General features: G+C 29.1%; 21 protein-coding genes. 14 read left to right on the forward strand and 7 right to left on the reverse strand.

Going from position 1 to position 23,334, the window contains the following annotated elements; translation table 11 throughout:
* Positions 1-2: 2 nt before the first annotated feature.
* Both MARPI_RS07095 and malE read left to right on the forward strand, forming a co-directional pair.
* Positions 3-1,085, forward strand: coding sequence for a hypothetical protein (locus MARPI_RS07095; RefSeq protein WP_014296908.1), 1,083 nt, complete (start codon positions 3-5; stop codon positions 1,083-1,085).
* 154 nt (positions 1,086-1,239) lie between these two features.
* On the forward strand, positions 1,240-2,445 hold the full coding sequence (malE, locus tag MARPI_RS07100) for a maltose/maltodextrin ABC transporter substrate-binding protein MalE (protein WP_014296909.1): 1,206 nt from the start codon (positions 1,240-1,242) through the stop codon (positions 2,443-2,445).
* Between the two features lie 40 nt (positions 2,446-2,485).
* Here the strand turns inward: malE and MARPI_RS07105 are convergent, their stop codons facing one another.
* Positions 2,486-3,310 carry an MBL fold metallo-hydrolase gene (locus MARPI_RS07105; RefSeq protein ID WP_014296910.1) on the reverse strand — a complete coding sequence of 275 codons (825 nt, stop codon included), beginning with the start codon at positions 3,308-3,310 and terminating at the stop codon, positions 2,486-2,488.
* A gap of 116 nt (positions 3,311-3,426) precedes the next feature.
* On the opposite strand from MARPI_RS07105, the gene yfcE reads away from it, so the two are divergent.
* Positions 3,427-3,975 (forward strand): phosphodiesterase, encoded by a 549-nt coding sequence (gene yfcE, locus MARPI_RS07110; RefSeq protein ID WP_014296911.1) that lies wholly within the window; start codon positions 3,427-3,429, stop codon positions 3,973-3,975.
* Positions 3,976-4,037: 62 nt separating this feature from the next.
* On the opposite strand, the gene MARPI_RS07115 is transcribed toward yfcE, so the two are convergent.
* Both MARPI_RS07115 and MARPI_RS10775 read right to left on the reverse strand, forming a co-directional pair.
* On the reverse strand, positions 4,038-4,493 hold the full coding sequence (locus MARPI_RS07115; RefSeq protein WP_014296912.1) for an Hsp20/alpha crystallin family protein: 456 nt from the start codon (positions 4,491-4,493) through the stop codon (positions 4,038-4,040).
* Positions 4,494-4,998: 505 nt separating this feature from the next.
* Entirely contained in the window at positions 4,999-6,300 is a 1,302-nt protein-coding gene (locus MARPI_RS10775; RefSeq protein WP_014296913.1) for an IS110 family RNA-guided transposase, read from the reverse strand.
* 850 nt (positions 6,301-7,150) lie between these two features.
* Here MARPI_RS10775 and MARPI_RS07125 point away from each other — a divergent pair.
* Both MARPI_RS07125 and udk read left to right on the forward strand, forming a co-directional pair.
* Positions 7,151-7,870 (forward strand): hypothetical protein, encoded by a 720-nt coding sequence (locus MARPI_RS07125; RefSeq protein ID WP_014296914.1) that lies wholly within the window; start codon positions 7,151-7,153, stop codon positions 7,868-7,870.
* Between the two features lie 5 nt (positions 7,871-7,875).
* On the forward strand, positions 7,876-8,481 hold the full coding sequence (udk, locus tag MARPI_RS07130) for a uridine kinase (protein ID WP_014296915.1): 606 nt from the start codon (positions 7,876-7,878) through the stop codon (positions 8,479-8,481).
* Between the two features lie 28 nt (positions 8,482-8,509).
* Here udk and MARPI_RS07135 read toward each other — a convergent pair whose 3' ends face one another.
* Together MARPI_RS07135 and MARPI_RS07140 are read right to left on the reverse strand one after the other, a co-directional pair.
* The gene (locus MARPI_RS07135) at positions 8,510-9,022 is read right to left on the reverse strand and encodes a cyclic nucleotide-binding domain-containing protein (protein WP_014296916.1); all 513 of its coding nucleotides are present in this window, start codon (positions 9,020-9,022) and stop codon (positions 8,510-8,512) included.
* An 8-nt stretch (positions 9,023-9,030) separates the two neighbouring features.
* On the reverse strand, positions 9,031-10,188 hold the full coding sequence (locus tag MARPI_RS07140) for a potassium channel family protein (protein ID WP_014296917.1): 1,158 nt from the start codon (positions 10,186-10,188) through the stop codon (positions 9,031-9,033).
* A 174-nt stretch (positions 10,189-10,362) separates the two neighbouring features.
* Here MARPI_RS07140 and MARPI_RS10780 point away from each other — a divergent pair, with 174 nt between their 5' ends.
* From MARPI_RS10780 to MARPI_RS07170, 6 genes are all read left to right on the forward strand, one after another.
* Positions 10,363-12,549, forward strand: coding sequence for a methyl-accepting chemotaxis protein (locus MARPI_RS10780; RefSeq protein ID WP_014296918.1), 2,187 nt, complete (start codon positions 10,363-10,365; stop codon positions 12,547-12,549).
* Positions 12,550-12,703: 154 nt separating this feature from the next.
* Entirely contained in the window at positions 12,704-14,866 is a 2,163-nt protein-coding gene (gene pnp / locus MARPI_RS07150) for a polyribonucleotide nucleotidyltransferase (protein WP_014296919.1), read from the forward strand.
* Positions 14,859-16,082: a M16 family metallopeptidase gene (locus MARPI_RS07155; protein ID WP_014296920.1), complete on the forward strand. Its 1,224-nt coding sequence runs from the start codon at positions 14,859-14,861 to the stop codon at positions 16,080-16,082. The genes pnp and MARPI_RS07155 overlap by 8 nt, the downstream gene beginning before the upstream one ends.
* A 32-nt stretch (positions 16,083-16,114) precedes the next feature.
* Positions 16,115-17,134: an HD-GYP domain-containing protein gene (locus tag MARPI_RS07160; RefSeq protein ID WP_041638557.1), complete on the forward strand. Its 1,020-nt coding sequence runs from the start codon at positions 16,115-16,117 to the stop codon at positions 17,132-17,134.
* Positions 17,131-18,204, forward strand: coding sequence for an HD-GYP domain-containing protein (locus MARPI_RS07165; protein ID WP_014296922.1), 1,074 nt, complete (start codon positions 17,131-17,133; stop codon positions 18,202-18,204). Before MARPI_RS07160 ends, MARPI_RS07165 begins: the two co-directional genes overlap by 4 nt.
* An 11-nt stretch (positions 18,205-18,215) precedes the next feature.
* Positions 18,216-19,304: an HD-GYP domain-containing protein gene (locus MARPI_RS07170; RefSeq protein ID WP_014296923.1), complete on the forward strand. Its 1,089-nt coding sequence runs from the start codon at positions 18,216-18,218 to the stop codon at positions 19,302-19,304.
* Here the strand turns inward: MARPI_RS07170 and MARPI_RS07175 are convergent.
* Together MARPI_RS07175 and MARPI_RS07180 are read right to left on the reverse strand one after the other, a co-directional pair.
* Positions 19,301-20,359 (reverse strand): hypothetical protein, encoded by a 1,059-nt coding sequence (locus tag MARPI_RS07175; protein ID WP_014296924.1) that lies wholly within the window; start codon positions 20,357-20,359, stop codon positions 19,301-19,303. The genes MARPI_RS07170 and MARPI_RS07175 overlap by 4 nt on opposite strands.
* Positions 20,360-20,378: 19 nt before the next feature.
* Positions 20,379-21,125: a hypothetical protein gene (locus tag MARPI_RS07180; protein WP_014296925.1), complete on the reverse strand. Its 747-nt coding sequence runs from the start codon at positions 21,123-21,125 to the stop codon at positions 20,379-20,381.
* Between the two features lie 131 nt (positions 21,126-21,256).
* Here MARPI_RS07180 and MARPI_RS07185 point away from each other — a divergent pair, with 131 nt between their 5' ends.
* From MARPI_RS07185 to MARPI_RS11130, 3 genes are all read left to right on the forward strand, one after another.
* Positions 21,257-21,907 carry a MarR family winged helix-turn-helix transcriptional regulator gene (locus MARPI_RS07185; protein ID WP_014296926.1) on the forward strand — a complete coding sequence of 217 codons (651 nt, stop codon included), beginning with the start codon at positions 21,257-21,259 and terminating at the stop codon, positions 21,905-21,907.
* Between the two features lie 3 nt (positions 21,908-21,910).
* Entirely contained in the window at positions 21,911-23,047 is a 1,137-nt protein-coding gene (locus MARPI_RS07190; protein WP_014296927.1) for a DegT/DnrJ/EryC1/StrS family aminotransferase, read from the forward strand.
* 79 nt (positions 23,048-23,126) lie between these two features.
* A complete protein-coding gene (locus tag MARPI_RS11130; protein WP_014296928.1) occupies positions 23,127-23,303 on the forward strand; it encodes a hypothetical protein in 177 nt (58 codons plus the stop codon).
* Positions 23,304-23,334: the final 31 nt, after the last annotated feature.

Consider the following 23,334-nt stretch of genomic DNA (forward strand, 5'->3'; position numbering starts at 1 on the left):
AAATGAGAAAAACAGTTTTTTTAATTTTATTATTTTTATTAATAATTTTTTCAGGATGTTCGAGTCAGCAAAATAAAAAGGAAGATATATTTAAAAGTTTTAGCAATATTTCAGAAGTATTATATAAAGAAATAGTGGTAATTGGAGAAGGAATAAGTTATAAAGATGCTGAGGCCAATGCAAGGGTTCAGGCGTTGCAAAATATTGTAGGTATGAAGGTTTATAGTCAAACAACTGTGAGAAATTATAAATTAGTGGATAAAAAAATATTATCAAAAACATATGGATTTATAAAGAAATCAGAAATTCTGGAAAAAAGTGAAAAAGATGGAATATTCACGGTAAAAGTAAAATATTATGTTTCTCCAGAAATTCCAGATGAAGATTATTTCTATATTTTACAACAGATGAGAAAACCAAGAATAGGAATATTAATACATGTTTTTGAAGAGAATAGTCTTAAGTATAATTTTTCTCCAGAAAATATAATTGCCAGTGAACTAACTGAAAAATATGGATTTAACGTTGTTCATAGTAATGAACTTATGAAATATAAATTGAAAAGTTACAATTCTATTGACTTAAGTAAGGAGTTATTTGATTTTGATGTTTTGATTGTTGGAGATATACATAGTAAATATTTAGGAGAATATCAAGGTTTAAAAACAGCCAGAGCTAATCTGGATTTAAAAGTATATTGGGTTGGCAATGGAAAGCTTATAACAGGTATGGCGAAAAATTCCAGTGGTGCTGATATAACTGTTGATGGTGCAATAAATAGAGCTATTAATAAGGTTTCTTCTTTAATAAGCGATGATATTTCTATGGAAATAATAAAAAAATGGATGGATTATCTTGCAAATGGATTGCCAATAAGAATAAAAGTTGAGGATATTTCAACAGAAGAATATAAAACAATAGAAAATATGCTTAAAACAAACTTTGATATTAATTCTTTTTCATATATAGATAATGCAGCAACTTTTGATATAGAATCGACTTTATTTACAGATGAGATATATAATCGGTTTTTTATTGGATATAAAATTGAATACCAAAATATGCTATTTTTAGTTATAAAATAAAGAATTTGAAATTTTATTAAGAATATTTGAATATTATCGACATTTTTGGCTTTACAATACCGGAAAAAGTAAATGAAAAAAGTATTTTTTGTGTTATAATTAATTTTGTAACTTGTTACAAAAAAGATATATAAACATCAAAGGAGGGTTTTAGATGAAAAAGTTTGGTATTATTTTATTATTGGTAATTTTTGCAATTACATCATTTGCAGCATCTAACAAAATTGTTATATGGTGTTCAGAAAAACAGGCAGATTTCATAAAAACATATGGAGAAAAGTTTACAAGAGATACAGGAATATTAGTTGAAGTACAACAGGTAAACTTTGGAGATATAAAATCAAAATTCTTAACAGCAGCACAGGCAGGAGAAGGTCCAGACATTATTATAGGGGCTCATGACTGGGTTGGAGAATTAGCAGCAAATGGACTTATTGATTCAATTCCATTTTCAGCAATAGAAACAGATAAATTTGCAAAATCAGGACTAGATGCGTTCACAGTAAATGGAAAATTATATGGTGTTCCATATGCAATTGAAGCAGTTGCATTATTATACAATAAAGATTATGTTGAAGAACCACCAAAAACAATAGAAGAATTAAAAGAATTAGCAGCAGAATATACAACAGATGAAACATTAGGATTAGTATATGATGCAGGTAACTTCTATTTCTCATATGGATTTATAGCAGGAAATGGTGGATATGTATTTAAATGGACAAAAGAAAATGGATATGACACAACAGATATAGGGCTTGCAAATGAAGGTGCAGTTAAAGGGGCAGAATTAATAAAATCATTCTTTGATGAAGGATTAATTCCACAGGGTGCAAATTATGGAACAATGGATTCAATGTTTAAAGATGGTTTAGCAGCAATGATAATCAATGGACCATGGGCAGTAAAAGATTATATAAATGCTGGTATTGATTTTGGAGTATTACCATTAACAGAATTAGAATTATCAGATGGACATTATGGAAAACCATTTGTTGGAGTACAGGGATTAATGATAAATGCAAGAAGCGAAAACAAAGCATTGGCAAAAGAATTTGTAATTAATTATCTTGCAACAAAAGAAGGAGTATATCAGTTCTATCTTGCAGATCCAAGATTACCAGCAAGAACAGATGTAGCAGCAATAATCGAAGAAAAAGGTGGACCAGTTCCAAAAGAAATAGTAGATGGATTTGTAAAGAGTGCAGCTGGCGGAGAACCAATGCCAAATGTTCCGGAAATGGGTGCAGTATGGGGACCAATGGGTGATGCTTTAAGCCAGATTATCAATGGTCAGGCAGAACCTGCACAGGCATTAAAAGAAGCAGTTGAAAAGATAAAAACAGCATTAAATAAGTAATAAATATATAAAAAATAATCGGGCGGTTAAAACCGTCCGATTATTTTATTTTAAGTCCATCAAAAGCAGTTATAATACCTTTAGTTGAGTATAATTTTTCTAATTCTGAGTGAATTGGATTGTGAAGATGAGAAAAATGTGTAGCGATAACTTTACTGTTATTATCGATAATTCCCATTTTTTCAAAAAAATCTTTTGTTGAAATAACTTCTTCAAAATCCATATGGAATTGATATTTTTTGTTAATTCCCATTGTGGCATCAAGAATAACTTTATTTATAATCTTTCCATTTAATTTTTCTTTTATAAATTCTATTGTTTCCGGGAGAAAAATGCCTGTATCCACTCCGTATAATAGCCAGTCATTATCTTTTTCAATAAGGAAGTTTAAAGGTGTTTCACCGTATTCTGAAGTGTGATTTGCTTTTAATGTATATACTATATATCCATTTATATGTAGTGTAATAAAAGGTTCTACTGACATAAGACTGATTTTATGTAATTCGGTTCTTTCTTTTATTATTGAACCCAATTTGTTTGGAACAATTAAATCAACATGATCTAATTGATCGAACGTTCCGGAAAAAACAGGATTTCTGTAATCGAGGTTTTTTATGAATAAATGATCTGAATGACCATGAGTTATAAGTATATGTTTTACCTTTGTTAAATCCTTTCCAAATCTATTTGCAGAAGCTACTATATCAGGTCCAAAATCAATTAATAGATTATCATCGATTAAAACACTTGAACGTAGTCTAATGCTTTTTTTACCTTCTTCACGTGCTTTCTGGCAGTTTTCACAGGAACAAAATGGATTTGGATATCCTTCTGAAGCGGCTGTTCCAAGAAATAAAATTTCCATACCTTTTCCCCCTCAAATAGTTGATTTTTCTTAATTATATCATATTTTTATTTTTATTGTAAAATTATGATAAAATATAAATGTGCTAAATAAAAGTATTTTTTGGAGGTGCAAAAATGAAACTTGCTATAATAAGCGATACACATGGTTCTTTGTTTTATTTTGAAAAGGCGTATAAGTATTTAAAAGAAGCAGATAGAGTTATCCATCTTGGTGATTATTTATATCATGGACCAAGAAATCCTTTGCCTGAAGGTTATAATCCTATGGAATTATCTAAAAAATTAAATGAATTTAAAAGAAAAACGTTTATTACAGGTAATTGTGATTCTCAAATAGATATGAAATTATTAAATATACCTGAACCGGTTCCATATGCTGTGGAAAGTTATGGCTCATTTAATTTTTTCTTCACACATGGCTGGAATCCTACAATTGAGGATGCAGAAAATCTTGCTAAAAAATATAAATGCCAATTTTTAATACATGGACATACGCATATTCCTAAATTTGAAGAAAAAGAAGATATAACAATTATTAATCCGGGAAGTGTTTCTTTGCCAAAGAATAATACTCCACATAGTATTTTAATAGTTGAAATAAATGACTCAATAAAATTCGAATTTATAGATATAATTAAAGATGAAAAATATGAATTAAAATAAAAACAACACCCCTGAAAATCAGGGGTGTTGTTTTAATAAAGGGGGTAATGTAATTTTATCTATTAATCAATACTAATTTCTTTGAACTTTTTAACCTTTTCTGGAAGTTTAGGAATTTCAATCTTTAAAACACCATCTTTAAAGTGAGCCTTTATTTTTTCATAGTCTATGTAATCTGGAAGTTTTATAGCTCTTTCAAATTTTCCAAAGAATCTTTCTCTTCTTAAGTAATTTTTGCCTTTTTCTTCTTTTGTGTCTTTCTTTTCTGCTGAAATTGTTAATATGTCATCATCTAATTTTATGTTGATTTCTTTCTTGTCATATCCTGGAACATCTGCTTCAATTACTATTTCTTTTTCTGTTTCGTAAATGTCTAATTTTGGCATTGCTACAGGCATTACAGGTCTTTCTAATGTATCTAATGTTCCAAAATCATCGAATAATCTTTCAATTTCTCTTCTTAATGTTTCAAATGGTTCAAAGAAGTTTCTGTTTTCATATCTTCTGATTTCGCTCATATTATCCCCTCCTTTTTCATTTTTTTCTTTTTCATCGACTTCCACTATATATGACGATAAATTTTTTTGTAGGTTCAAAGGTTCAAAATTAATTTCAGAATTTTTATAATAATTTATATATAGCTATTTTTATTTTATTAAATATAATCATTACTAAATTTTATAGCAATCGTTACTATTAATTGATAAAAAGAGGGGGATGGAAAAAATAAAAGCTTGTTCAGGTGACTTGAGTGCTGATCTTCGAAAATTCTCTTTGAAAGTAGAAAAATAATATTCACTCAGACGGCAAGAATTTCTGATCCTTGCTCCATTTGAAAATTCGGGTATTCTCTAAAAAGTCAAGATATAAATTTTAAAAGTATGTTAAAATTTTTCTTTGATAATCTTAGAAAATTACCCCCTTTTACAGCTTTTGATGCTGTAATGAGTTTATTGGTATTTTACATTTTTTCTTTGATTTAATTTAATATATATGATTTGATATTATTCTCTAGAAATTTTATTATGCAGTTTTTAGATTTAAGTATTCGTAGTTAAATGTCGTTTTATTTTTCCACAATGTATATACCAGTTCAATTAGTTTTCTTGTTATTGCTGTTAGTGCTACTTTTCTTGGTTTTCCTCTTTCTATTAGCGATTCATATTTCGCCTTGTATTGTGGAATAGATTTTATTATTCTTTCTGCCCACAGTGAGAATATGCGTCTTAAATGACTGTTTCCTTTTTTAGATATTCTTTTGTTTTTTCTATATTTTCCAGATTGCGATATTGTTGGATCAAATCCTATATATGAAACAAGATGTCTTTTGGTTTTAAATCTTGATATATCTCCTATTTCTGATATTATTGTATATGGAGTTACTAACTCACCTGAATCTGGGATTGACATTATCGCTCTATACGCTTGATAATATTCGTTTTCAGTAATATTTTTATCTTTTCTATTTTGATTATTATTGCTTTCATGATTATCATAATCGCGTTCATTTTTATGTTTATTATTTTTCTCGTTGGAATCATTATCTTTGAAGTTTCCAATTAATTCATTTGCAATTCTTTGTATTTCTTCTTCCAGTAATTCAAGTTGTTCTTTATAATCTTTTATTAAAATTATTTTTGATTTAATCAATATTGCTGATGAGTCATGTCTAATTCCTATTGAAATTTTTAAATCGTTTATTACTTTTAATGCTTTTTCTTTATTCCAATTTTTAAATGAAGCAAGTAAATTAGTTGCTTTTCTTCTATGTTTCATTATTGAATTTAAAGTTGGATATCTTGATAATAATTTTAGTAAGACTGGTGAATCCATCTTAGAAAAATGATTTAACAATTCAGGCATATACTTTTTTAAGTCATTCTTTAATTGTGTTTTTAATGAACCAAGATTTTTAGCAATACTTTCTCTTGCTCTAAGTAAATTTCTCAATTCTAAAACCAAATCCTCAGGTTCAGATGATTTTATTACATAATCTTTTAGTATATATACAGCTTTAGCAATATTTTTTGAATCAATCTTATCAGTCTTTGAATGACTAAAAGATTTCATGAAGTTTTTAAGTGAATATGGATGTAAAACCAAAACTTGAATACCTTTTTTGTTTAAGAATTGTTTTAGTGCAACATGATAAGTTCCTGTTGATTCCATTGCAATCATATACTCGTCATCAATACCTTTAATCAAATCAAAGAATTCATTAAAACCATCATATGATTGTTTGAAAACATAGTGTTTAAACTTTTCACCATCAAATATGGCAACATCAAATTTAGTTGATGAAATGTCAATTCCAACAGTAATCATACAGAATACCTCCTTTTGCCATACGGCCGTGATTGATACAAGCTTAACGCTTAATTCTCTAAACCATGCTAAAAGGAGTGGATAATTACCCAGCCTCAAGCTTTTTAGCTTAGCCGCTCAGACTATCTTTCTCCGTATGATTGTTATTTGTTTTCAAAGAGCTATTTGTACTATTTTTCTATTTATATTTTACAACTTTAAAATCAAAAATATTATTATGTTCTTTGACATTTTTTATAATTAATTTTTATTAATATTATTTTCTATTTTTATTATATACGGCACGCTCAGACACTTCGTCCATGAAGTGCTTCGCTTTCCAAAACGTCCTGTTTTTCCAACCCGAATTTTCTGCATTACGCTTCGGGAAATTCTTAGTCTTCGTTCATATTATTTTTCTACTTTCTTTTACATAATCAGGCACTCTGCGAGCCTTCACTCGCTTTTATTTTTTCCAACTGTTTAATACCTGCTTCTAAAACCTTTTACCTTCGCTCATATTATTATATCTATTTTCTTATTATATTTTATTATATAAGTAGAATAAAAAGAAAACTGAATAAAAAGATGAACGAATGCTCGAAGATTGCCTGAAAAAAACTGCGAATGAAGAGGGACAAAAAAACAGGATGTTTTTTTGAGCGAAGCTTCCCCAGGGAAGGGGAATCTGAGCGACCCCGCGTATATGAGTAGTTTTTGAGGATTAGCAATCGAGTCGCATGAGAGAATCTTTTTATGAAGTTTTCTAAATAGATAGTTTTAAAGAATTTTTGTTTTTTTCAATGTTTTTCTGGTAGCAGTATGGTATAATAAAAGAAAAGTTATCTTTTATTATTCAGGGGGTGAGTAAATGGAGGAAAGTATTATTGCTACAATAACAAACATGGCTCCAGAAGCATTGAATTCATTATATACATATGCCGATTCATGGTATATAATTCTGGGAGTTTCTCTGCTTTCTATTTTATTTTATAAAAAGGTTTCAAAGTTGATTTTCTTTATTATTGGATTTTTGAGCAGTTATTTATTTATAATACCATTTATTATTGATTGGGAATATTCAAAACAATTTCTCGAATATATTAAGGGAAATGAAGGAATAGCTTATTTAATTTTTTCTATAATTATTGGATTATTAACATATGGTTTTTTTAAGTCTTCTGTTCAAATTGCCGGTTTTGTTTTGGGTGGAATGATAGGTTATGGATTATATGATTTTATCAGTACTTCTTTTCCCGGACTAATGGATAAATTGGATTTTTTAAAATCTGTAAAACCTGAATATATTCCTTGGGGATTTTCAATCATTTTTGGATTAATTGTTTCCATTTTATTATTTAAGAGTTTTGATAAAATAATTTCTTATTTAACCTTGATTATTTTTTCAGGTATAGCATCGTTTTTTAGTGTTTATTTTTTTGAAGAAATTCTAACTTTGAAAATAGGAACCAATGAAATATTAAAAAGAAATTCTAATTTAAGCCTTCAGGAAAGTTATTGGATTATAGGATTATTTGTGGTATATATTTTAATTGGAATTAAGTTCAATTCAAAAAAGATGAAGGAGTGAATTAAATGTATATTATTGGTATAGCAGGAGGGACCGGTTCAGGAAAGACAACAGTAGCATATAAAATGAGGGAAATTCTTGGAACCGAAAATTGCGAGATATTGCCTATGGATAATTATTATAGGGATTTAAGCCATGAGACTTTGGAGGAAAGAAAAAAGCATAATTATGATCATCCAAGTATGATAGAAAATGAATTAATGTTTGAACATTTAAATATGCTGAAAGAAAATAAAGTTATCGATTTACCTGAATATGATTTTTCTCAATTTACCCGTGTGGGATCTGTGAAGTTTGAACCAAAACCAATAATAATAGTTGAAGGTATTTTTGCCCTGTATTACGAAGAATTAAGAAAAATGTATGATCTTGCTATATATGTTGATACAGAAAACGATATAAGGTTTATTAGAAGGCTTGAAAGGGATATAAAAGAAAGAGGAAGAGATTTGGATTCTGTAATTAAGCAATATACAAATACAGTTAAACCAATGCATGATGCATATGTAGAACCCACTAAAAAGTATGCAGATATTATAATTCCCGAAGGTGGATTTAATGAAAAAGCAATTCAGGTTGTTGTAAATTATATATTTAGAAAAATGTTATAACTGTAAAAATAGCCCGAATTTTTTCGGACTATTTTTTCTTTTTGGTAAGTGCAATACTTAGAGCTGTTGTTAGCTTTAAGATATTTTCGTTTAATCCTTCAATTCTATGTGATAAAACAGCTGCAATTTCTTTCATGATTTTGTATCCAATATCTGGATTCTCTTCTGCTAATTTTTCAAAATCTTCTTTTGACATCTCATATAACTCGCATTCTGTTAATGCCTTTATTGTTGCAGAACGTGGAGAACCAGTTACAAGAGACATTTCGCCAAAGAAATTAATTTTTTCGGCATCTAAAATGGCCATTGATTTTTCTCCCTCTTCCCAATGATTGGAACCGGTTCGAAGGGTTAATTGATGGGTTATTTGAACTTTTCCTTTTTTGAAAATATACATTGTATCTCCTTTTTCTCCTTCGGCGATTATAATTTCATCGGCTTTAAATTTTATAGGTTTTAGAATTTTTGCTACTTTTTTTATTTGGGAGTGGTTTAAATTTTTAAACAATTGTATTTTGCTTAAAAATTCTATATCAGCCATAATATCACCTACTTTATCACAAATACATGTGAATCATTTTCAGAAATAATATAATCGTCATTTGGATTGAGATTTAATTCATAATTTTCTTTCTTTTCTTCTTCTTCAAAGAAGTCTTCTTCTGCTTCTTCGAATTTCTGTCTTATGAAATTGTCAATAGAACTATCGGAATTTAAAAGATCATTAATGGTAAATTCTTTTTTGGTTGTTAATGTACCAATTACAAGCGCGTTTTCTTTCTGTTTGAAGTGTTCAAAAAGCTCTTTGAAAGTTTTTCCTATAAAAGAGCGTGGAATTGGCATTAATTTTACTCTCATATTTTCCAAAGAAACAATTTCCCTCATTAGCATATGATATGCTGGAGATATTAGTGCAGAAGATAATAGTACCGAATTAAATTCATTACTTAAAATTATATCATCTGCTCCTGCTCTTAGTATGTATTTTGCTTTTTCTTCTTTTATAACTTCAGCGAATATTTTAGCCTCACTATTTATAGTTCGTATAAGAAGGATGCTTATTAATGTCCTTTCATCACATTCTTCCAGGCTTCGTCCGCCATATGTGTCAGAAAGTATTATAATATATTTTGCATGGGCAATATTTGCTCTGTTTAAAACGTTTTCTTTTGTAAAATCTCCATGAATAAACTTTATATTTAAATCTGGAAATTTTGAACGAAAATCTTCATAATCCTCTTCTTCCGCCTGGTTTACCAATACAAGATTATAATCAGAGGCATTTATAAATTTTTTCATGGCTTCTACTGTTTTTTCAAGATGATTATTCCATCCCAATATTGCTATGTGATTCTTAAATTTCACGTAACCCAACCCCTTCCTTTCTCGAATACGTAGTTCAACAAGAATTGAAGCAATACTACCTGAAATAAGAGAGAATAAAGTTACACCGGTAATTATTGTAATCATTCCTATTGTTTTTCCTAAAGTAGTAGAAGGCACAATATCACCATATCCAACAGTGGCGATAGTAACAATTAACCACCAGAAAGCATCAAAAAGGCTATTAATTTCCGGGTTTTTACCAACTTCTGCAAAATATAAAACAAAACCTATAAGGATTATAAAAACAAATATTATACTTAATAATCTATTTCCAGGGTCTTTCCAGAGATTTCTAAAAAAGAATTTTACTTTTTTTAACATTAAAGCCACCTTCAATTATTATATTATTATATTTTGCCTATAGATATTATATCACACAATTATTTGAAGAAAGAATTTATATTTTCCAAAAAAAGAACAAAGATGCTATTTGAAAATTAATGTATCAGATGATATAATAATAAATTGTAAATTATTTAAACGAGGGGGTAAAACATGAAAATACAGGGAAAGATTATGGCATTTTTTGTAATATCGCTTTTGGTGGTATTATTGGCATTTTCGGGGATTAGTATTTTAAATTCACAAAAATCTTTAAAAGCGAGTTTTACAGATAAATTAATTATGGCGAGAAATTTAAAAATGGAATTTATAGGAAATTTACTTGAAGAAACAACTTCTGATCTTGAATATGTAAGAAATTTTGAAAAAATAAAGGATGGTTTCTTTAATGCTTCAAATCTTTTTGAAGATTTTATGAACGTAATGACATTGGATACAATAATGAAGACATTAAGAGAAATTTATATAGAAAAAAATCCATACAAAGACAAATCGCAATTATATGACTATTATTATGACGAAAAATTTGATAAAACAGGTTTTTCTGATGAAGTTATGAGCACTTTTTATGATTATAGTGTAATGCATTCAGATTTACAGAAGGATTTTAGAGATTTTATTAATATAAAAGGGTATAGCGATTTATTATTAATTTCTCCAAAAGGGTTAGTTTTGTATTCGGTAAGTAAAAATGAAGATTTTGCAACAGATTTAAATAAGGCAAATACGATTTTATCTGAATTATACAGGACTTTAAAAGAAAAGAATGACAATGAAGTGCATTTTTCAAAAATAGGAAATTATTTTGGTAAACCGGGATTTTTTGCAGGTATAAAGGTTGAAGATGAAGATTTTGGATTATATGGTTATTTAGTATTAAGAATTAATATTGAAAAAATAGATAAAATTTTACAGGATAATAGCGGTATGGGGGAAACAGGTGTAACTTATATTGTAGGAAACGATTATTTAATGAGAAATAATATTGCAGGGTTAAATACAATTCTCAGTCAAAAAGTTGAAACAGAACCTGTAAAAAAAGCATTAAATGGTGAATCTGGAGTTTTAATAACCAAAAATTTTGAAGGTAAAACAGTATTAAGTGCATATGCACCTTTTAAATTTAAAAATATTCATTGGGCTTTTGTATCTGAAGTTTCTGTATTGGAAGCATTAAGATCTGCTAATAACGTAAAAAATATTCTTATAATCACATCTTTTGTTATTTTGATTTTATCTATTGTTTTGTCTGTAATATTTGCAAGGAGAATATCAAATCCATTGATGGAATTAAGTAAAAAAGTTGATAAATTTGCAGAGGGTGATTTTACAGTTAAGTTTGAAGCTAAAGGTAAAGATGAGGTTGCAATGATTACCAATTCTTTGAAGAACATGACGGAAAATCTTAGAAATACATTTATCTGGTTAAGAGAAGCAGGAGATAGAATTGAAAAATCATCAAATCATCTTGCAGATATTTCAGAAAAAACCAGTGCAGCAAATGAAGATATTTTAGATAAAGCAAGAACAATAGAAAATAATGCTGAAAATGCTGCTGCTACCACAGAAGAATTAACCTCTGGGGTTAATGAAGTATCAACAGCAGCACAGAATGTTTCTGAAATAGCGGTTGAAATTTCTCAAGAGGTAAATATAACAACTGAACTAACCCAAAATGGTGAAAAATCGATAATTGAAATTACAGAAATTATCAGTGAAGCAGTTGATAAATCTAAACAGACGGAAAAAACTGTTGCAGTATTAGCTCAAAAAGCGAAGAATATTGGAGAGATTGTAGATACCATAACCAATATAACAGAACAAACTAATTTATTGGCATTAAATGCAGCAATAGAGGCAGCAAGAGCAGGAGAAGCAGGAAAAGGTTTTGCTGTAGTTGCCGATGAAATTAGAAAACTTGCAGAAGAAAGTAAAAAAGCTACAGAACAAATAGCGGTGATATTAAATGAAATAAGAAACGGTGCAGCTGAGGCAAATAAGGCAACAGACGAAACAGTAAATGTAATTTTAAATGTTGAAAAGAGTGCAGAAGAGGTCAAAGAGAAGTTTGAAGAGATTCTCGAAAGAGTTGAAAGCATAAATATGAGAGTTGAAGGATTAACTGCCAGTGCAGAAGAACAAAGCGCTTCAACAGAAGAAATGGCAGCAGCAAGCGATAAAACTGCTCAGATGATTCTTGAAATTTCAAATGAAATTACTGAAATTACAAGAGAAATAGAATTAGAAAGCGAAGATATGGAAAGTGTAAGTGAAAAATCGGTGGAATTATCGAAATTAGTGGATGAATTAAATGAAAAATTAAATCAATTTAAGATATAAAAACAATCCCGGGCTTTCACGGTCCGGGATTGTTTTTATTGTAAAGAAAAATAAAAATATTTGAATATTTTAGCAAACTTTTTTGATTTATAATATGTTAAATATTGGATAAATCTACTATTTATGTTATAATTTAATAAAAGGGGTGATATAAATGAAGGTATGGGAAACAGAATTATTTGGAAGGAAGCTTGTAATCGAACATGGAAAGATGGCGAAACAGGCTCATGGATCTGTTTTGTTAAGATATGGGAAATCAGCGATACTTATTACAGCAACTGCCTCAAAAGAAGCAAAAGAAGGCGTTGATTTCTTGCCATTAACAGTAGAGTTCCAGGAAAAATTTTATGCAATAGGTAGAATTCCTGGCGGATTTGTAAAAAGAGAAGGAAGGCCAAGTGAAGAGGCTATATTGTCTTCAAGGCTTATAGATAGGCCTATAAGACCATTATTCCCAAAGGATTTTCATAATGATATTCAGGTAATTGTAACTGCATTATCAATGGATAATGATGATAGTATAGAAACATGGGGTATAACAGGCGCATCATTTGCATTAAATGTTTCACCAATTCCATTTGAAGGTATGGTTGCAGGTGTTAGACTTGGATATGTAGATGGTGAATTTATTGTATTCCCAACTCAGGAGGAGTTAAAAAGAAGCAGGATGGATATTGTTGTTGCAGGAACTAAAGAAGCAATAACAATGGTTGAAGGTGAAGCCTTAGAAGTATCAGAAGAAGAAATGGTAAAGGCTTTAATGTTTGCTCATGATGCAATAAAGCAAATTGTGGAATTTCAGGAAAAAGTAATTTCTGAATTTAATATAGAAAAATGGGAAGTTGTTCCACCGGAAATTCCAGAAGGTTTTGTTGAAGATTTTGAAAAATTAATAGATAATGAAGAATTAAAGAAAAGAATTCTTGTAAAAGGTAAAAAGGATAGAGATGAAGCTCTTGGAAGTTATGAAAAAGAATTGCTTGAAAGATTCCAGAGTGAATATGTTGAAAAATGGGACAATGAAACATATGAAGCAAATAAAAAATTCTTAAAAGAAGCATTTGATGATGCTATTAAAAAGTTAATGAGAAAGATGATTATAGAAGAAAATACCAGAGCCGATGGAAGGAAAATAGATGAAATCAGACCTATAACCTGTGAAGTTGGATTATTTGAAAAAACACATGGTTCAGCATTATTTACAAGAGGAGAAACACAGAGTTTAGGTGTTGTAACTCTTGGTCAGCCATTTGACGTTCAAATAATAGATACAGTTTTCGAAGAAGGCGAAAAAAGATTTATGCTTCACTATAATTTCCCACCTTATTCCACAGGTGAAGTAAAGGGTTTAAGGTTAAGCAGAAGGGAAATTGGACATGGACATCTTGCTGAAAGAGCTTTAAAGAATTTATTGCCTTCAGAAGAAGAATTCCCATATATTATACGTGTGGTTTCTGAAATTTTAGAATCAAACGGTTCTTCATCAATGGCTACAGTATGTTCAGGTTCATTGGCATTAATGGATGCAGGTGTTCCAATGCCAAAACATATTGCCGGTGTTGCAATGGGGCTTATCTTTGAAGACGATAAATTTGTTGTTTTAACAGATATTCTCGGAATGGAAGACCATCTTGGAGATATGGACTTTAAAGTTACAGGTACAAGAGATGGAATAACTGCGTTCCAGATGGATGTTAAGGTTGCTGGGGTTAATGAAGAAGTATTAACAGAAGCTTTAGATAGAGCTAAGAAAGCAAGATTGCATATTCTTGACATTATGTATAATACAATTCCTGAACCAAGAAAAGAGTTATCACCATATGCACCGCTTATTAAAACAACGACAATTCCACTTGATAAAATCTCAGAAGTAATAGGACCAGGTGGAAGAGTAATTAAAGGTATTGGAAAAGATTATGATGTAGAGGTTTCAATAGATGATGAAACAGGTCTTACAAAGGTTAGTGGTACTGATTTAAAGAAAATAGAAGAAGCAATTAATTATATCCAGAATATCATAAAAGAAGTAAAAGCCGGTGAAGCTTTTGATGGGAAAGTTGTAAGAATTGAAAATTACGGATTATTTGTTGAGATATTGCCGGGAAAACAGGGATTATTGCATATCTCAAACCTTGGAAAAGACGCCAAAGAAGCTATAAAAGGGTTTAAAATAGGTGATGTAATAAAGGTTGAAGTAATCAGTATAGATGACAGTGGAAAGATTCAGTTAAAAAAATTTGGAGAACCAACAGCTCCAAGAAGAAATAATAATAATCGAAGACATTATGAAAAAAAGCCGGAGGAAAAGAATGATTGAAAAAGTTGTTATAGATAATAGATTAGAAGTTTTGTTACTTCCCAGAGACACCATCAGGAGTGTCTCTGTTATTGCTGCAGTAAGAAATGGTTCATCACATGAAACAGAAGAAGTAATGGGAATCTCTCATTTAATTGAACACTCCGTTTTTAGAGGTACAGAAAACCGAAATATGGTTGAAATAAAAAGGCCTATAGAAGAATTTGGTGGTTCAATAAATGCATTTACCGGAAAGAATCTTACAGCATATTATGCAAAAGTTCCATTAACAGCTTCTGAAATAGGACTGGAAATAATAATGGATATTATCTTTAATGCAAAATTTGATGAAAATGAGATAGAAAAAGAGAAAAGAATAGTTTTAGATGAAATTGCAATGTATGAAGACGAACCAGTTGATAATGTTTTTGAACAATTAAATAAAATAATGTTTTCAAATACATTTGCCAATCCGATATTGGGAACCAAAGAAAGCGTTTCAAAATTAAATGCTGAAATTTTAAAAGATTATTATAGTCGTGAATATACACCTGAAAATACAGTTTTAATGCTTGTTGGACCTGGGAAAGAACTTGAAAAGCTTGTTTTAAAAATAGGTTCATTATTACCTGAAAGAAAAGGAAAGAAAAACAAATTTAACAGTCCGGTTTTTAAGGAATCTGTGCAAAGAAAAGAAAAGGAAAAAGAAGAATTATCTCAAATATATGTTTCATATGCATTTAAAGCTCCATCAAAAATGTCAAAGGACTTTTATCCTTCTATGGTATTAAAAACATTTTTAGGAAGCGGAATGAGCTCGTTGTTATTTACCAGAATACGCGAAGAAGCAGGTCTTGCATACGAAATATCTGCAGATTATTCTGGTTATAATGAAACAGGTGTATTTAATATATTTGCAGCCACAGTACCGGAAAACTTTGAACGTTTAAACGGTATAATCTTTGATACTATCAATAATTTAAAAAATATGGAAGATATAGAAAAATGGATTGAATATGGTAAAAAAAGATTATCAGGAAGATATATGCTTGAAACAGAAAATAGCCTTAATTTTGGATTTTTGGCTCTGGATTATTATCTTGCATTTGATAAGATAATAGATATTGATAATATTGTTAATATAATTAATGCCCAAAGCAAAAAAGATATACTGGACAACGCAATAAAAATTTTTGAAAATGAACCGTATATATCGGTTGTTAAACCTAAAGGTTAAGATCTAAAACCTAAATTATTGGGGTTGAAAACTTGAGCAAAGTAAAAATTACGGATTTAAAACCCGGCATGATTGTAGGAGAAGATATATATAACTTAAAAAATAGATTAAGTTTAAAAAAGGGTCAGGAATTAGATGAAAAGACCATAAAGATGCTCATTTCCTCAGATATCACAGAAATAGAGATTTTATCCTCTGAATCGCTTGGGACGGGATTTGTAGAAAAGGAATTTGAAGAGTTACCACCTATAATAGATGAAGAGGTTTATAATAGATGGATTGAATCCGTTGGGCATGTTTTTAGTCATTTTTCTAAAGAAGAGTTGTATATATCCTTAAACAATTTAACAGAAGAGATATATAAAAAATTTGATATAAAAAAAGAAAATATAGTATTGAATTTTCTAAATTCAATAGGAAATGAAAGTTTACTATATCATTCAATGAATACAGCAATTTTAGTATCATTAATTGCCAAAAAAGTGGAATTACCATATATTATGTATAAACAAACGGTGAAATTTGCACTAATTCATGATATTGGTTATGCAATGCTCGGCGATAGGGTAATTAACGATTTTGAAAGTGAAGAAACCAATGCCACATTACATACAATTGTTGCATTTAAAAAATTACAGGGTTTAAAAAACGTATTAAATCATGAAATATTGGATAGTATTTTATATCATCATGAACGCTTTGATGGTAAAGGAAAATTTCAGATGAAAGGTGAAAAAATTCCACCGCTTGTTAGAATTACCCAGGTTGCAGACGCATATACCTCATTAACAGAAATAGGATATACGCCATATGAAGCTTTATCATGGATTTTAAAAAGATCAGGTTTTTTATTCGATCCGTATTATGTTGGACAATTATACGAAGTTACGGGATATTATCCAACAGGAACACGTGTAAAATTGAATAATGGACAGGTAGGGATTGTGCTAAAACGAAATGAAATAGAAATTTTTCCATTGGTTCTTGTGGATAATGAAAAAATACAAACAGGTCCCGATACAAATCTCTACATCCAGGAGGTTATAAAATGAAAGTAATTTCTTTGAATAAAGCACAATTTGGAATGGTATTAGCTATGGATGTTAGAGATACAACGGGAAAAGTAATATTTAAGAAAAATACACCGCTTGACGAAAAGGTTATTGCTGTTTTAAAGAAAAGCGGTATATTTACCATTCCTGTGAAAAATCAAAAAAATACGATAACAGGTCTTCAAAAAGAAACCCAAAAATATGGAGTGGTAAGCAAAGAGCATCTTGATTTAGGATTTAAAAAGATAAAAAGTGTATTTAAAGTTCTGGAAGATTCTGGAAATATAGATATTGATACCGTAGTGGATATTGCCTCAACAATAAAAGAAGATATAGAAAAAAACTTTTCAGATAAACTATTTGTTCCATTAAAAAAGTTGCAAACATTTGACGAATATTTATATTCGCACTCCTTGAATGTTATGATTATAAGTACATTGCTGGGTGTAGAAGCGGGTATTATAGGCGATGAATTGTTAAGCTTATCAATTTCAGCATTACTTCATGATATAGGAAAAACAAAGGTGCCTATTGAAATTATGAATGCTCCGAGAAAATTAACTCAGGAAGAAATGCAAATAATGAGAAATCATGTAAAGTTTGGTAAAGAATTATGTATTCAGAATAATATTAAAGATATAGGGATTGTTGCCGGGGTATATGAACACCATGAGCGTTTTGATGGTAAAGGATATTTAGAAGGAAAAACAAATGAAATGATAAGTGATTTTGGAAAGCTTATTTCCATAGCAGATGTATATGATGCGCTTACCAGCACAAGAAGTTATAAGGGGCCATGGACACCATATAAAACAATATCCTTTATATTAAGTAATGTTGAAAAACAATTTGATGGAAGATTTGCTCAGGGATTAATAAATGCTTTTGGAGTTTATCCTGTTGGAACGAGAGTAAAATTAAGTAACGGACAATTTGGTACTATAGTAGCTTCAAATCGTTCCAATAAAATCAGACCTTTAATAAAAATCGATAGAGGCGATACAATAGATCTTTCCGAAGAAAAAACTATAAGAATAGTTGAAGTTTTAGACTATATCTATATAGAATAAGGGGGATTTTAATGAAATTTTTACCGTTAAATAAAATAAAAAGCGGTATGATATTGGCAATGGATGTAAAAGACATTGATGGCAATATCATATTTAAAAAAGGTAAGGTTATAGATTCCAATGTTTTGAACACACTTCAAAAAAATAATATATTAAAAGTTCCAATAAACGAATTAAAAAGAAAATCTGCACAGTCAGTGCAGAATATAAAAGAAATGGCATATACCCATAGTTTTTTAAGTAAAGAGGTATTGGAAAGAAGTTTTTCACAGGTAAAAGATCTTTTTGCTGAACTGGAAAAAGGCGGAGATGTTGACATAGACAAGGCAACAGAGGTTGCTTCAACAGTAACCGATGAAATGCAAAAAAATTTTTCAGACAAAATATATATACCCTTGAAAAAATTAAAAACATATGATGAATATCTGTATTCTCATTCATTAAATGTTATGATTCTGGGATCTTTAATAGGATTTGAGGCCGGTATTAGAGGTGATGAATTAACAGAATTAGCTTTATCGGGATTATTGCATGATATTGGAAAAACAAAGGTGGATCTTGAAATATTAAACGCACCAAGAAAATTATCTGCAGAAGAGTTTGAAGTTATGAAAAAACATGTTATGTACACAAAAGAAATTTTAGAAAATAATAGATTTGTTAGCGATAAGATATTACGAGGTGCAATTGAGCATCATGAAAGATATGATGGAACAGGATATTTTTTCAAGAAAAAAGGAAAGGATATCTCGGAATTTGGAAGAATATTAGCCCTTGCAGATGTATATGATGCATTAACAAGTAAAAGGGTATATAAGGATCCATGGACGCCATACAAGACATTATCTTTTATATTATCACATGTAACCAAAAGTTTTGACCCTGAATATACTCAACATTTAATAAATGCATTTGGATTATTTCCAGCTGGAATGGTTGTTCAGTTAAGCAATAATAAAATAGGAATTGTAGTAGCATCTAATAAAGCCAATAAAATGAAACCAATAGTAAAAATAGATGATGAACTTGTTGATACTGCAGAAGACAAAACGTTGAGAATAGTAAAAATTTTAGGATATAAATATATAGATGAAGATTAATCAGAATATTCAGAAACCTTTAATAAAATATATTTATTATTATCAAACAAAGCAATAAACTTCTTACTTAAACCAATATTAATTTCATCATTTGAAAACCTTGCAAGTAAAGATCTTAATTTTCTTGGCTTTATTTCTACTAAATAATTATGGTTAAAATTAAGATCCAGATTCCATGTAAGCGTGGAATTTTTGTCTTTGCTTACAATATGTGATTTTTTCGAAAATACCATATAAACAGGTAAACCTTGTGGAATAGAAGTATAAATACGATTTAAAGATTTCTTCAACGAAGAAATCTTTATTTTTTTATTTTCAATAAAATTATCAGGCAATTTAAAATCAATAACCTCTTCTTTTACTTCACTGCATGTACTTATTATAAATCCCTGTCCCTTTAAAATAATATGATCTTTTCCTAAAAATATTTTTATTACTTCATTTGAAGAAATAAGTGAGAGTGATTTGATTATATGTCGCACAGTTGTAAAGGGAATAAGTCTATTAAAATGTATATTATTTTTTATAAAAAAAGATATAGCTGATATATTAAAATTTTCGGATAAAGCATATATTTCATTATTTTTTGTTGAAAAAAAATGAATAAATTCCCCTTCATAAGAATGAACGCTGGCGAAATCGAGCAATTCAAGAAATTTCTTTAAACGCATTTCAAATAAAAAAGTAATTTTATCTTCATTAATCTTAGGAATAGTAGAATTTTTATTACTATGTATATTTAATATCATTTCATCTAATTCTATTTTCAACCCTTCATCTAAAGCAAGCATTCTAACAAAAGGTGAAGAATTGCTTTTTAATCCTTTTAAGAGTCCTTTTAAATGTTGGATTGGGATTTCATATGTATTTTTAAAAGGAAAAAATTCCTTTGAAAAAAAGATATCGGCATTGGCACAACCATCAGTCATAGCCACACGTAAAACGTTATCGAAATAAAGATAAATATTTCTATGAATTGGCTCAACAGTACCGCAAAATTTATCAGCAAATTCAGTAATTTTTTTAAGTCTCTTTGTGGGTATCCAGCCTTCCATTAAAAATCCTCCATTTTTGTTAATTACTTTCGAAAATGAAAATTGTTCCTGCTAAAGCCATAAAAACATCCATTATAAAACTCAAAAAAGATGAATTTTTCAATTTATCTAATTCATCGGAATTATTATAAGTTTTTTGAAATAAAATGTTATTTTCATTATCTCTTAAAATTGCAGAGACTATATAGTGCCCTTTTACAACAGTATAATTAAATAAACTATAATCATAAAAATTGTAATTTATAGTTATATTATGAACGTATATATCCAGAGAATAAAATTTTTTCTTTTTTGATTCAGGTGTATTTCCATTAAAACTTTCTGATAATATATTTTTAAAAAGTATATTATCTATATTTGTATTTTTAAGAGAAGAAGATGATGGGTTAAACAATAAATAAAAATCAACTCCAATAGGAATAAAAAAAGAATAAAACAAAACATCATTATTTGACTTCATTAAATTAAAAAAAGTATATAATGCTGCGGTAAAAGCAGGAGCAGAATATTTTGCAATAGGGAGTGTAAATTGATTTACCTGTAATACATTATATCCAGAAGTATTATTCTTAAAATTATCATAAGAGCGATTGTCCACAAATGTATTAATTTTAATATATGCATCATTTTCAACATAATCTTTAATATCGGATTTTATAGTCTGTGAAATTTTATAATAATAATTAGCCACATCCTTATCAAGATTAAAAGAAAGCCCAATTGCTGAAATAATCAATACGGTGAATAAGATTAAAGTTTTTTTCATAAAAATCCCCCCTTCAAAATTAAAAACTATATTGTTATATAAAATATTATATCATAAAGTTAGAACATAATTCTTGACACATAGATTTTAATTTGTTATAATTCACTCAGTGAATAAAAAGAGGTGAAAGCATGTTTGATTTTGAAGACTATACATTTTTTAATCCATCTCCTAATTTCAGGGAGTTAATGATTTTACAGATAATTTCGCAAAATGAAAAGGTATCTCAGGAAATGATAGCCAGAAGCGTAGGGATAGTTCCTTCAATGGTAAACCGATATTTAAAAGATTTTGAAGATAAGAAATATATAATAAAAACTGGCGGAAACAGAAGAAATATGAATTATGAAATTACGCACGATGGGAAAAAGAGGCTGCAATTTTTGACCGTTTCCTTTATAAACGAAGTTTCAAAAATATATTCTGAGACGAAGAAATCATTTAATAAAGTTCTTAACAAAATTGAAGATATGGGGTATAAGAATATATTATTATACGGTGCAGGAGTTGTTGGAGGAATAGTATTAAAGGTATTAACCGGAGAAAATATAAACGTAATAGGGTTTATAGATGATTCTATTTCAAAACAGGGGGATAAAATACATGGAATAAACATATATTCTCCAGAAGAAGTGAAAAATATGGATTATGACATGATTATAATAGCTTCATTTAGACATTCTGAGGATATTTTAAAAAATGCGAGAGAAAATGAATTATCAAATATATATATTTTTAATATTGATGAAACAGGTAATGTTTCATTGGAGAAAGGGGAGTAAAAAATGAAAATTCCATTATTTGATATGACAAGGCAATATGAAAAAATAAGGGAAGAAGTTTTGGAGACTCTTGATAATATTTTTAAAACAGGAAAGGTAATTTTAGGACCACATGTAAAAGCTCTTGAAGAAGAATTGGCAGAATATGCAGGGACAAAATATGCAATAGGTGTTGCAAATGGCTCTGATGCATTATTTTTATCTGTGAGGGCTTTAAATATTGGAGAAGGTGATTATGTAATTACTACACCATATACATTTTTTGCAACAGCAAGCTGTATAACAAGAAATGGAGCAAAGCCTATATTTGTTGATGTTGAAGAAAAGTATTACAACATGGATTTAAATAAGGTAGAAGAAATTTTGAAAAATCATCCAGAAAGGGAAAAAATAAAGGCAATAATACCCGTTCATCTTTTTGGTAAAACAATAGATCTTGAAAGACTTCAATATTTCAAAGAAAAATATGGAGTTTATATAATCGAAGACGGTGCACAGTCCATAGGTTCCATGTGGAAGGGCAAAAAAGGATTTTCTGTTGGAGATTTAAGCATTACATCATTCTTCCCTACCAAAAACCTTGGAGGTTATGGTGATGGAGGAATGGTATTTACCAATAATGAAGAGTTAGCAACAAGAGTAAGAAAATTAAGAGTACACGGTGCAGCAAAAAAATACTATCATGATGAAGTAGGATTTAATTCAAGGCTTGATGAAGTGCAGGCAGCAATATTGAGAATAAAATTAAAACATCTTGATGAGTACATAGAAAATAGAATAAAAATAGCTAAAAAATATGATGAGTTATTTAAAGCATATAAATTAGAAAAATATGTAGAGTATCCAGGAGTATTTGAAGATAAATCTCATGTCTATCATCAATATGTAATAACGCTTAAAAAAGGTAATAGAGACGAGTTAAGAGAATATTTAACAGAAAAAGGCATAGGAACATCTATTTATTATCCGAAGGGATTACATGAACAGAAATGTTTTGAATATCTTGGTTATAAAAAAGGAGATTTTCCAATAACAGAAAAAGCAACAGAAACTACATTGGCATTGCCTATATTCCCTGAACTCACAGAAAATGAGGTTGAATATATAGTAGAATCTATAAAAGAATATTTTAATAATTAAACTAATCCCGCTTGAAAAACAGCGGGATTTTATGATATAATATTATTGATAATAAAATCACAAAGATGGAGGGATGGGAATGTTTGGTTTTTCTCCAGGACTTACAGTGCTATTAATAGTTGCCTTTTTTTTATTGATATATAGAGGATGGAAATCATATCAGGATGGATATTTTGGTGAATTTTTATTTAGACTTTTAAGAACCTTTTTATTTGTATTAGCGGCGAATTTTATTATGTGGATGATGGATATATAGTATATAATTAGGCTCTTCAATTTGAAGAGCC

It is taken from the genome of Marinitoga piezophila KA3 (assembly GCF_000255135.1).
GTDB classification, from domain to species: domain Bacteria; phylum Thermotogota; class Thermotogae; order Petrotogales; family Petrotogaceae; genus Marinitoga; species Marinitoga piezophila.

Bases quoted from the DNA above. Each gene is read 5' to 3' on its own strand.
- MARPI_RS07115 (WP_014296912.1), bottom strand. From the start codon at position 4,493: ATGAGCGAAATCAGAAGATATGAAAACAGAAACTTCTTTGAACCATTT.
- malE (WP_014296909.1), top strand. From the start codon at position 1,240: ATGAAAAAGTTTGGTATTATTTTATTATTGGTAATTTTTGCAATTACA.
- MARPI_RS07185 (WP_014296926.1), top strand. From the start codon at position 21,257: ATGTTTGATTTTGAAGACTATACATTTTTTAATCCATCTCCTAATTTC.
- MARPI_RS10780 (WP_014296918.1), top strand. From the start codon at position 10,363: ATGAAAATACAGGGAAAGATTATGGCATTTTTTGTAATATCGCTTTTG.
- MARPI_RS07190 (WP_014296927.1), top strand. From the start codon at position 21,911: ATGAAAATTCCATTATTTGATATGACAAGGCAATATGAAAAAATAAGG.
- yfcE (WP_014296911.1), top strand. From the start codon at position 3,427: ATGAAACTTGCTATAATAAGCGATACACATGGTTCTTTGTTTTATTTT.
- MARPI_RS07175 (WP_014296924.1), bottom strand. From the start codon at position 20,359: ATGGAAGGCTGGATACCCACAAAGAGACTTAAAAAAATTACTGAATTT.
- MARPI_RS07135 (WP_014296916.1), bottom strand. From the start codon at position 9,022: ATGGCTGATATAGAATTTTTAAGCAAAATACAATTGTTTAAAAATTTA.
- MARPI_RS07105 (WP_014296910.1), bottom strand. From the start codon at position 3,310: ATGGAAATTTTATTTCTTGGAACAGCCGCTTCAGAAGGATATCCAAAT.
- MARPI_RS07125 (WP_014296914.1), top strand. From the start codon at position 7,151: ATGGAGGAAAGTATTATTGCTACAATAACAAACATGGCTCCAGAAGCA.
- MARPI_RS10775 (WP_014296913.1), bottom strand. From the start codon at position 6,300: ATGATTACTGTTGGAATTGACATTTCATCAACTAAATTTGATGTTGCC.
- MARPI_RS07155 (WP_014296920.1), top strand. From the start codon at position 14,859: ATGATTGAAAAAGTTGTTATAGATAATAGATTAGAAGTTTTGTTACTT.
- MARPI_RS07095 (WP_014296908.1), top strand. From the start codon at position 3: ATGAGAAAAACAGTTTTTTTAATTTTATTATTTTTATTAATAATTTTT.
- MARPI_RS07180 (WP_014296925.1), bottom strand. From the start codon at position 21,125: ATGAAAAAAACTTTAATCTTATTCACCGTATTGATTATTTCAGCAATT.
- MARPI_RS11130 (WP_014296928.1), top strand. From the start codon at position 23,127: ATGTTTGGTTTTTCTCCAGGACTTACAGTGCTATTAATAGTTGCCTTT.
- MARPI_RS07140 (WP_014296917.1), bottom strand. From the start codon at position 10,188: ATGTTAAAAAAAGTAAAATTCTTTTTTAGAAATCTCTGGAAAGACCCT.
- MARPI_RS07170 (WP_014296923.1), top strand. From the start codon at position 18,216: ATGAAATTTTTACCGTTAAATAAAATAAAAAGCGGTATGATATTGGCA.
- udk (WP_014296915.1), top strand. From the start codon at position 7,876: ATGTATATTATTGGTATAGCAGGAGGGACCGGTTCAGGAAAGACAACA.
- MARPI_RS07165 (WP_014296922.1), top strand. From the start codon at position 17,131: ATGAAAGTAATTTCTTTGAATAAAGCACAATTTGGAATGGTATTAGCT.
- pnp (WP_014296919.1), top strand. From the start codon at position 12,704: ATGAAGGTATGGGAAACAGAATTATTTGGAAGGAAGCTTGTAATCGAA.